The following is an 8,027-nucleotide window of genomic DNA, read 5'->3' as shown; positions in this document are numbered from 1 at the left end:
GTCGCTGATCGTCCTTGGCCCGCGCAGATTTTGGTTCTGATAGCCACGCGTAGTAGCCGCTGGGATGAACCTTGAGCGTCAGGCAAAGCCGTCGAATCGCGTAGTGACCCGCTTGCTGCTTAATAAAGGCGTACTTCAGCCGCACTCCTTGGCAAAGTACGCGGCGGCCTTCCTAAGAAACACCCTCCGTTGGCTGAAGAGTGAAACCAAATTCGGCAGCACGGCGATGTAGACCCTTTACGACTCGCTCCCGATATCTCTGCTCGTACTGGTCTGCTCCGGGGTCCTGATAGTTCATACCGAAACGCATCGCGTTATAGAATAAAATCGCAATTTTTCGGGCGGTCGCGGTGACTGCTTTGGCTTTTCCGATTCGAGCTGCAAGGCGTCTATAGAAGGCCCCAAGCGCAGTACTCGTTCTCCCGACGGTGACAGCGGCCAAGCGCAGGTGGGCGGTCACTCGATTCTTGGTTTTCCGAGTATGAGCGGAAAGCACCTTACCTCCACTGATCCTACATCCCGGGGCAAGCGTTAGCCACGAAGTGAAATGATGACAAGTGCGCCATCGGCTCAGATCTGTACCACATTCGGCGACCAGCCGCAGTGCCAAAAAGGGGCCAATGCCATGTATTTGCGTGAGGTCTACACCGACCAACTGATAGAGCAAGGTGCGAACATCGAAGTTAAGCGCATTGGGTTGCCGGGTTTTATGGCGCGGTTTAGGTAATGGTTCTGACGGACGCACCTTTTCCTGCGAGAGCTTGATGAGCACTTGTGCAATTTGCTGATCGCAGATGAGGAGTTGCGCTTGGTATGCGTCATACATCGTCAGTGCTTGTGACAGGGCAAATGTATGCTCCGGTTGATAATTGCCGACTAGCGCTGCCTTAATGACATCGATACCGGCTTTGCAGCGGGTATCACTCATGGCAGCCAATACTGACGGGCTTCGCTCACCGGCCACAATGGCCCGTATTATTCGCATGCCGGTCACTCCGGTTACGTCCGCCACAACATGGTGCAGTTGCAGATTCATATGTGTGAGGGCTTTTTGCATGTGCTGAATATGCGCGGCCGCGTAGTCAAGGTGGCGCTCTCGCAATCTTAAATAGCTACGTAAAGCCGAGATTTCGCGATCTGGACGGAAGCTAGCTCGAAGTAATCCGCAGGAATGGAGTCGTTGAATCCACTGCGCATCATTCACGTCGGTTTTACGCCCTGGCACCGCGCGAGCATCGCGGGCATTGGCAAGTACTACATGAAGTCCGTGCGTTTCGAGTATCTCGTAAACCGGAATCCAATAAACGCCGGTCGACTCCATGGCGACTGTCGAGATGCCGAGGCTCACCAGCCAGTTAGCCATCCGCTCAAGATCAGCGGTGAAGGCATTAAAGGTTTGAATCGGATCTTGCGCGAGATCCGCTGGAACGGCGACAACATGAAAGCGTGAGCCGATATCAATGCCGGCCGCTCGAGTATTAATTACCGGTAACCCTCTGGTTTTTAAGTCAGAATTTTTCATACGCACCTCCAATCAAGGGCAGGACTGGACGGGGACTCGGATCAAATCACATTCCTAAACGGGGTCATAGAAGCGCCACCACTAACGGGTCCGCAGCTTCCCCTGGGTCACGTTTTTTGACGGGGACTTAGCCTCCAAAAAGCCAGCGACCACTGTCCAGAAATGTAAGTGTAGTACGTAGTGTTTCTAGCCCAATGGGCCGCGGAGTGCCGGGGAGGCGGTTTTTTAAGATGTCTCGCTCCTCCGTCACCCGTTTCAGCTCGGCACGTAGACGACGAACCTCAGCGCTCTGATCATCCTCCTCGACGCGCTGTTCCTGGGGCTTGGTGTAGCGCTTAACCCAGGCATAGAGGCTGTGCACGGACACACCTAATCGTGCAGCCACCTCCGAGACAGGAAGCTGCTTTTCGGTCACTTGCTTGACCGCCTGGATTTTGAATTCTTCGGGATAACGCTGGTTGCTCATGGCACCTCCTAATGGGCCTCATTTTAAGGCTTGGAGGTGTCTACGAAACTAGGGGCGATTCAAACTATTGATATCTCAGGGCCGCTTGCGCTCGTTCAGTTAACGGCACACTGGGTTACAGTATTGAAAGGACATAGGTGACCCGTAATGGATTTCCCAGGTTAACGATGAAAGTGAACGGTGAGTTAGCGAACTCAAAAACCAGGTTAAAGGTGCCGTACGCACTCTGAGTATCCACCTGCAAAATATCGCTTAGTAGCCGTTGGCGCTGGCGTATAACTCGGTAAATCAACTTTTGGTCATCGAGGCGAAATACTGGATTCAAGCTATTGGTTGCGACCGCTATCCATGGAATGCCACGCAATCCAGTGAACGTAGACAACACCGGGAATGCATTACCATCAAGGCCTGTGCCCGGTGAATAGGCGGGGGCAGCTGGTTTGGGTTTGCGCAGCTTTTTAAACAGCCAGTACATGAACCACAGCGATAACCCCTGTGCAATAATCACCATTATGCCAAAGGCAATTTCCATCCATTCAATATTCATTATTTTCCTGTCTTTACACCAGTGCGAAAACCACTCCAGATACGTGGCACACGCTCATCGCTAAATATCGGCTCAACACTGTAACAGTGTTGTGGTAGGTGCCTGTCAATTTCACACGACTGGCATACCCTACACCCAATTTAGGGTGCAGGCCCCGCTGTCCGTTGATGCTGTGGCTGCCATCGGTGTCTTCTCTCATACGACATACCAAGCTTCGTTAGCTTGAAGCGAATTGCGAGTTTGCACAGCCAACGATAGCTGGTGCAGGCCATCCGTTGTGTGATTTTATTGAAGGTGAATTTTCCTGCATACAATATTTGGGTGTGCACATATTCTGCACCAGAAAGTCGTGAGTTCTGGATTTTATAAGTTCTAACGGTCCGGGGATTTTGTTGAGTGCCTGCCTGCCAGGTTAGTGGTTATCAAAAGGAAGATTGAACTTATGAAAAAAATTACAGGTGTGCTATTTTCAACCGCGTTCTGCTTTGGCACAGCTTACGCTGAAGGGTGGTACGGTTCGGCGAAACTTAACAATGCGCGGCAAAATCTGTCCAGTCCACTACTGACGAGTCCTCGAGTGGTAGAGCGGGTTGCCAATCCGGACAGCACTAAGACCTTCACAGGATCCTTTTCCGTAGGTTATGCGTTTACCGAAGGCTGGCGCCTGGAAGGTGAGTACACTACCAAAAGTGATGCAAATTTTGATACTCGTTGGGCGCCATTTAACCCTAATGTAAATCGCATGCAAGTTACCTCGCAGCGACTGATGATCAATGGATACAAAGATATACCTATCATCGATTGGTTATCTTTTTACGGCATGGCGGGTGTGGGCCTTGCACGGGTAGATTCAGAGGGATATCAGTCAAACGCAGCACGCAGGTTTGCCAAACACACCCAGAATAACGTCGCCTATAGCCTGGGTATTGGCTTGAACGCTAAAGTCGGCGAAAAAACTACTGTCGGCCTAGGCTATCGCTACATCGCGATGGGCGATATCGAAACCGGCCACAATACTTTTGCGAACCGCATCAATGCGCGTGACGAGCAGCTCAAGGGGAAGCTAAAGGAACAAAATTTGTTCTTGGAGGCGCGAGTACTGTTTTAACTCAAAAAATGCCTTGCGATAGACAGTAGTGCAGCGACTTGCTTTCCGTACAGTGGTCATCGAGAAAGGGGGTAACGGCTGGGCCTGCTGGGACTCGCAATCGGATTATTGGAGAAAAATCCACCGAAATCGGGGGATTTTTCCCAACGTAATTGCGGTTGATTTTCTATAATTTTTTATAAGCTATTTATGTAAGTGCAAGGCCCTGTCAATTTTGCTAAGGGGGCCCATTCGCGGTTTTTAATAAGGAATATTCTGTGAGCGTGTTAAGTGAGTTCAAGGCCTTTGCAGTCAAAGGCAATGTGGTGGACATGGCCGTCGGCATTATTATTGGTGCTGCTTTCGGCAAAATTGTTTCGTCTTTTGTTGGCGATGTGGTGATGCCACCCGTCGGTGTGTTGATCGGGGGAGTGAACTTTGGCGATCTGGTCGTGACCCTCAAGGCTGCACAGGGAGATATCCCTGCCGTGGTGCTTGGGTACGGCAAGTTCATTCAGAGCATCATCGACTTTCTAATCATCGCATTTGCGATATTCATGGGCGTGAAAGCTATCAATCGTCTCAAGCGTGAGGAGCCTGCTGAACCAAGCCTACCAGCGGTGCCAACCAAAGAAGAAATGTTGCTGGAAGAGATCCGTGATCTGCTCAAGGATCAGAACAAAAAGTCCTTGTAATTACACAGTACAGGGGTTGCTTTGAAAAGACAGGGAGCTTTTAAAGTTCCTGTATTTGCCTGCGTGATGAGTCCACCTCGTGGTTGAAATGTAATTTTCCGGCGGCGTAGTCGGATTTTTAAACCATGGCTAGTGCGCTTCAATCATAAAATGAGTTGATAATCCTACCCGCTTGGTCTGTCTCGACGCTTAAGCGTCCAGGCGTATAGCTTAAATCTCGTAGGCCTCCATTCGATAGAATTCGGATCGAACTAGCATCCGAATTCAGCTCTAGGTTGTCTAGCATGTTTTGTGCGGTTGCTTGGCAACGTCTTTCAACCGAAAGGTCTTCAGGACATCCTAAATGTATCGTTGGCTGATGGGGGGCCATGACAATTATTGGCTCCGATGCGCGCTCACGAGTGAGCGCAAAGCCCAACCATCCTGCGCCGACGAATGATAAGCAAAAAATCGATGCCGGTAATGATTGAGCAATCGTATTAAAGCTACGCACGAACATAGTAAGCGCTCCGATGAATGCGTGTAGGACAGCAGAGAGTTGAATTGGTTCTTAAGCGCTCAGGGCATCTCCTTATCGATCCAAAACGATAGATTGCTACCGCCGGCCGGCTTGCGCCGAAACAGTGTGGCAAAGCTCAGGTCGCGAATTGAGTCCGTCGACGGGCCTAGGGCAGCAGTACGCTGATTAGGCGATAACCCCACTTCGAAGACTATGCCTGACCTCTTCGTATTTTGGATGAGCTCATTCTCTGGTGAAATTTCCCACAGACAGGCTGGCAGACGTCCCTTACTTTTTGCATGTCTTGAGCGGAGCCATTTTTTCTTAATCCTGAGCTCCCCAGGCCTCGATGTACCGCACACGCAAAGCGCGAAATCACAGGCCATAGTCCGTCGGTACGCACACCGGAGTGTAAATGTGATCTGGTTTCTTGAAGGTCAATCCAGTCAGCGCGACGTGGTTATGAGTACACGGGAGGCACTGCCTGTGAGCGTCAAGGTTTTTGCGTCCCATCGACAAGATCGGCCTGAGATCACAGGGCAGGCTGATGTCAGTTTTCAAGAGATTCATGACAGCGCTGAACGTATTGGTTGGGTGATTGAGACCGCACTTGAACACCGGATTACAGTGGTGATTGCAGGGCGAGCTGGGAGTGTTTACGAAGCGAGCCGCAAGCGGTTTGGGGTGGCAGGTATTGGCCTTGTCACGGGAGGACTGTCTATGGACACCTTTAGCAAGGTAGACGACAAAAGTCTGTTCACGGCGGAGGCCGAGCGTGCTGGTTTAGCCTGCATACCGGCAATCACGGTTACTAACGGTCGGGAGTTGGTTGCGGCATATAAGTGCTTGTCCGACGCAGGGGAAGTCTGCATCAAGCCGACGGTGGGAGTTTATGGCCAGGGGTTCTGGCGTTTCAAGTCGCAGGCGGACCCGTTCCGTTGTTTGGAGAATCCGGGCGCACGGGAAGTCGACTTCAACACCTATCTGAAACTCTACGTGTCGGGGCCGCAGCGTGTACCGATGTTGATGATGCCCTATCTGTCGGGCAACGAGTGTTCGGTGGATATCGTGTGCGAAGCAGGTAAGCCTGTCGCTTACGTGGGGCGCAGAAAGCATGGCGCTTACCAGTCGTTCGAGCGCGAATCCAGCGCCGTGGAGCTTGCCCTCAAGGCATGTGCGCACTTCAAGTGCGACGGTTTAGTGAATGTGCAAACCCGGGACAATCAGGCGGGTATTCCACACTTGCTCGAGATCAACCCGCGTTACTCCGGTGGCATCGGTTACACCCGCGCGGCAGGTGTGAACCTGGCCGGAATATTCGCCACGCGTCGATTAGGACTGCCGGAGCCCCCAAGTCAGTGGGTCGAGGGTGTGCGTGTGAAGCCCATTACGGTTGCGGTAATGGCGTCTACCTGAAATGACGGGTTCAACCGATAACGCATGACTTTTTGAAAGCTACACATCTTTAGCGCACCTCGAGTAAGGAAGGACCAGGATGAAGGCGCTGACGCCCGGTGCAAACATAGCTATTGCAGGTGTAAAGACGGCTTGGACACTGAGCAGCAGTAACGTCAGCGCCTTCGGGGATTACGCTGCTGTGGCGTTGCTACCTGTCACCGAAAAACGCATGCCAACCGGTGACCCTGCGTTGTTTCAAATCTCCCAGAAATGGATGGAGTGGAGCGAAGCCCAAACGTCAGTCTGTTGCGCGCTGGATCTGTCTGCACTGCCAGGCGGTACAGAACGTGTGTTGTTGGTTGTTTATACGTTCGCTGCGGTAGGGCCGATCAGCGAGCTCAAGGACTTATGCCTGCAGATCGATAATCAGGCCGGACTCTCCCTTGATCTGCACAACAATGGTGAATCGGCGATCGTGATTGGCGAATTTTACGCCCGAAATGAGCTGTGGAAATTCCGTGCGCTTGCTGAAGGCTCAGCCTACGGATTAGCCGCAATGGGACGGCGCATGGGAATTGATATCGATGATGCACATCCCTCCCGTCGTCCGTATTCAAATGATCGCCCAAGAAATCGTGGTTCCTCTACGGGTACTGGTTTTGCTGTTTCCTCTTCTCAGGTCATGACCTGCGCTCACGTAATTGAGGGCATGCAGGAGTTGCACATTTCTTCCTTTGTCGGGCGTTACCGCGCTGAGGTCGTGCTGGTCGATCAACGCAACGATATGGCCTTGCTACGTATTCAGGATTGTCCGGCGTTATCGCCTGTGCATTTCACGGAAGGTGTGGGATGCGCGTTGGGTGAGTCGGTGATCGCCCTGGGTTTTCCCATGGCAGGTCTGGCAGGGGGTGGCGTACACGTGACCCAGGGTGGCGTGTCGAGTTTGTTCGGTTTGCACAACGATGCCAGCTTGCTGCAGTTCACCGCGGCCATCCAGCCAGGCTCCAGCGGCAGTCCTCTATTTGATAGCGGCGGTGGGGTGATTGCCATGGTGACATCCACGTTGCCGGATGCGCAAAACATGAACTTCGCGGTGAAGGCTGGCCTGCTGCTGGCGTTCCTGGATGCCTGCCAGGTATCACCTTTTAAATCTGTCGCCGGCCGTCAGTACTCAACTTCGGAAATGGCCCGGGAGGCTCAGTCCTCACTGTGGCGTATCGAGGCTGATAACCCGTAGTGGTAGGCAATTTGATCAAGCTGAACAGGATGCCGGGTTCGTTAACTTGCCGCTTTCAGGAATGTCGTGCATGGAATCAATCGTAGTGAGACAAGCGCGGTGCCGCCTGAGTGCACAGCTCAAACGAGGATTATTGGACGTGGATGTCGAGCCATGCTCCATTGCGCCGCAATCCTTGTTCGGCTTTGCCGAGCGACGCAACCCAAAGCGTGCATTCCTGTTTGTATCCAAGGTGCTTGGTAAACATATTCCTGTGCGTCCATCGGTGATGCAGGCCAGCTACAACAGTCTGGCGGCCATGATTCCCGCGGATTTGCCGGGGCCAGTATTGATGGTGGGCATGGCCGAAACCGCTGTAGGGTTGGGGGCAGGGGTGCACCGAGCGTATAGCCATACGCGGCCGGACACGGTGTACCTGGTGAGTACGCGCCATCCGATAAGCACTGAGAGGTTCGCCCGTTTTGAAGAGGAGCACAGCCACGCCAGCGCTCACCTGATCCACCGGCCGACCGATCCTGATATTTTGGCTATGACGCAGCGGGCGCGATCTCTGGTGCTGGTGGACGATGAACTCTC

At 52.6% G+C, this 8,027-nt stretch carries 7 protein-coding genes and 2 pseudogenes; 5 read left to right on the top strand and 4 right to left on the bottom strand.

Annotation, left to right across the window (positions count from 1 at the left end):
- The 4 genes and pseudogenes from FEM54_RS18275 to FEM54_RS18260 form a co-directional block, all read right to left on the bottom strand.
- Positions 1 to 172, bottom strand: a pseudogene (locus FEM54_RS18275) (IS3 family transposase); the annotation flags it as partial.
- Positions 173 to 1,522, bottom strand: a complete 1,350-nt coding sequence (locus FEM54_RS18270) for an IS110 family RNA-guided transposase (protein ID WP_065942766.1) — start codon at positions 1,520 to 1,522, stop codon at positions 173 to 175.
- A 223-nt stretch (positions 1,523 to 1,745) separates the two neighbouring features.
- Positions 1,746 to 1,988: pseudogene (locus tag FEM54_RS18265) on the bottom strand (transposase); the annotation flags it as partial.
- Between the two features lie 115 nt (positions 1,989 to 2,103).
- Complete coding sequence (locus FEM54_RS18260) at positions 2,104 to 2,535, bottom strand: hypothetical protein (RefSeq protein WP_138452320.1); 432 nt, start codon at positions 2,533 to 2,535, stop codon at positions 2,104 to 2,106.
- A gap of 442 nt (positions 2,536 to 2,977) precedes the next feature.
- On the opposite strand from FEM54_RS18260, the gene FEM54_RS18255 reads away from it, so the two are divergent.
- The 5 genes from FEM54_RS18255 to FEM54_RS18230 all read left to right on the top strand — a co-directional run.
- Complete coding sequence (locus FEM54_RS18255; protein WP_138452318.1) at positions 2,978 to 3,643, top strand: outer membrane protein; 666 nt, start codon at positions 2,978 to 2,980, stop codon at positions 3,641 to 3,643.
- Between the two features lie 257 nt (positions 3,644 to 3,900).
- Entirely contained in the window at positions 3,901 to 4,317 is a 417-nt protein-coding gene (mscL, locus tag FEM54_RS18250) for a large-conductance mechanosensitive channel protein MscL (RefSeq protein ID WP_138452316.1), read from the top strand.
- A gap of 916 nt (positions 4,318 to 5,233) precedes the next feature.
- On the top strand, positions 5,234 to 6,232 hold the full coding sequence (locus FEM54_RS18240; RefSeq protein ID WP_138452311.1) for an ATP-grasp domain-containing protein: 999 nt from the start codon (positions 5,234 to 5,236) through the stop codon (positions 6,230 to 6,232).
- Between the two features lie 79 nt (positions 6,233 to 6,311).
- The gene (locus FEM54_RS18235) at positions 6,312 to 7,451 is read left to right on the top strand and encodes a trypsin-like peptidase domain-containing protein (protein ID WP_138452309.1); all 1,140 of its coding nucleotides are present in this window, start codon (positions 6,312 to 6,314) and stop codon (positions 7,449 to 7,451) included.
- Between the two features lie 70 nt (positions 7,452 to 7,521).
- A partial coding sequence (locus FEM54_RS18230; protein WP_171045859.1) for a phosphoribosyltransferase domain-containing protein occupies positions 7,522 to 8,027 on the top strand: 506 nt, incomplete at its 3' end.

The sequence above is a fragment of the Pseudomonas edaphica genome (genome assembly GCF_005863185.1).
GTDB classification, from domain to species: Bacteria; Pseudomonadota; Gammaproteobacteria; order Pseudomonadales; family Pseudomonadaceae; genus Aquipseudomonas; species Aquipseudomonas edaphica.
The sequence above is the reverse complement of the archived record's forward strand: the minus strand, read 5'-3'. Positions and strand labels throughout refer to the sequence as shown.

Excerpts from the sequence above, each read along its gene's own strand:
- FEM54_RS18270 (WP_065942766.1), bottom strand. The coding sequence starts at position 1,522 with ATGAAAAATTCTGACTTAAAAACCAGAGGGTTACCGGTAATTAATACT.
- FEM54_RS18255 (WP_138452318.1), top strand. The coding sequence starts at position 2,978 with ATGAAAAAAATTACAGGTGTGCTATTTTCAACCGCGTTCTGCTTTGGC.
- FEM54_RS18260 (WP_138452320.1), bottom strand. The coding sequence starts at position 2,535 with ATGAATATTGAATGGATGGAAATTGCCTTTGGCATAATGGTGATTATT.
- FEM54_RS18235 (WP_138452309.1), top strand. The coding sequence starts at position 6,312 with ATGAAGGCGCTGACGCCCGGTGCAAACATAGCTATTGCAGGTGTAAAG.